1 protein-coding gene is annotated in these 1,329 nt (G+C 63.9%); it reads right to left on the bottom strand.

Annotated elements, in window-relative coordinates; all coding sequences use genetic code 11:
• A partial coding sequence (locus ABD299_RS12075; RefSeq protein WP_425581319.1) for an acyltransferase domain-containing protein occupies positions 1-1,329 on the bottom strand: 1,329 nt, incomplete at both ends.

Here is a 1,329-nt window from a genome sequence, read left to right as displayed (position 1 = left end):
CCAGTAGCGCTGTCGCTGGAACGCATACGTCGGCAACTGCACCCGACACGCACCCGAACCCGCGAACACCTTCTCCCAGTCCACCACCCCACCAAGACCATGAACCCGCCCCACCCCCGCAACAACAGACTCCACCTCACCCCGCCCCTTACGCACCAACGGAACAAACACACCCCCCGGAACACACTCCGCACCCATCCCCGACAACACCCCAGCCGGCCCCACCTCCACAAACCGCGACACCCCCGCACGCTCCAACACCCGAAGACCATCCTCAAAACGCACCGCCTCCCGCACATGCCTCACCCAATAACCCGCCGAACCCAACTCCTCACCAGCCAACTCCCCCGACACATTCGACACCACAGGAATCCGCGCCACACCAAACGACAACCCACCCGCAACCTCACCAAACTCCTCCAACATCCCCTCCATCAACGGCGAATGAAAAGCATGCGACACCCGCAACCGCCGCCACTTCACCCCCGAACGCTCCGCCACCTCCAACACCGCACCCTCCTCACCCGACACCACCGTCGACAACGGCCCATTCACCGCCGCCACACCCACCCGACCCCCACACCCCTCCAACAACCCCACAACCTCACCCTCCGACAACGCCAACGACACCATCGCCCCACCCTCCGGCAACCCCTGCATCAACCGCCCACGCGCCGCCACCAGCACACACGCATCCGACAACGACAACACCCCCGACACATGAGCCGCCACCAACTCACCCACCGAATGCCCCACCACAAAATCCGCCACCACACCCCACGACTCCATCAACCGGAACAACGCCACCTCAAACGCAAACAACCCACACTGCGCAAACACCGTCCGATCCAACAACCCCGCATCCTCACCGAACACCACACCCCGAACCGACCCCCCGGAAACCCCCGACCACACACCCGACCCCGACCCCGACCCCAAACACCCATCCAACACACCACACACCTCATCAAACACCTCCGCAAAAACCGGAAACGCCTCATACAACTCCCGCCCCATCCCCAACCGCTGAGCACCCTGCCCCGTAAACAAAAACGCCGTCTTCCCACCCGACACCACATCCCCCACCCCACCCGACACCACCGAATCCAACCCCGCAACCAACTCCTCCACACCCGAACCCACCACCACCGCACGATGCGAAAACACCGAACGACTCACCACCAGCGAATAACCCACATCCACCAACGACACACCCGAACCACCACCCGACTCCACCCACCCCCGAAGCCGCTCCGCCTGACCCCGCAACCCCTCCACACCACGACCCGACACCACCCACGGCACCACACCACCCACAGAACCCACACC

Source organism: Streptomyces sodiiphilus (assembly GCF_039529215.1).
Lineage (GTDB): Bacteria > Actinomycetota > Actinomycetes > Streptomycetales > Streptomycetaceae > Streptomyces > Streptomyces sodiiphilus.
Note: the sequence above shows the minus strand (reverse complement) of the source record. Positions and strands in the feature narration are given on the sequence as shown.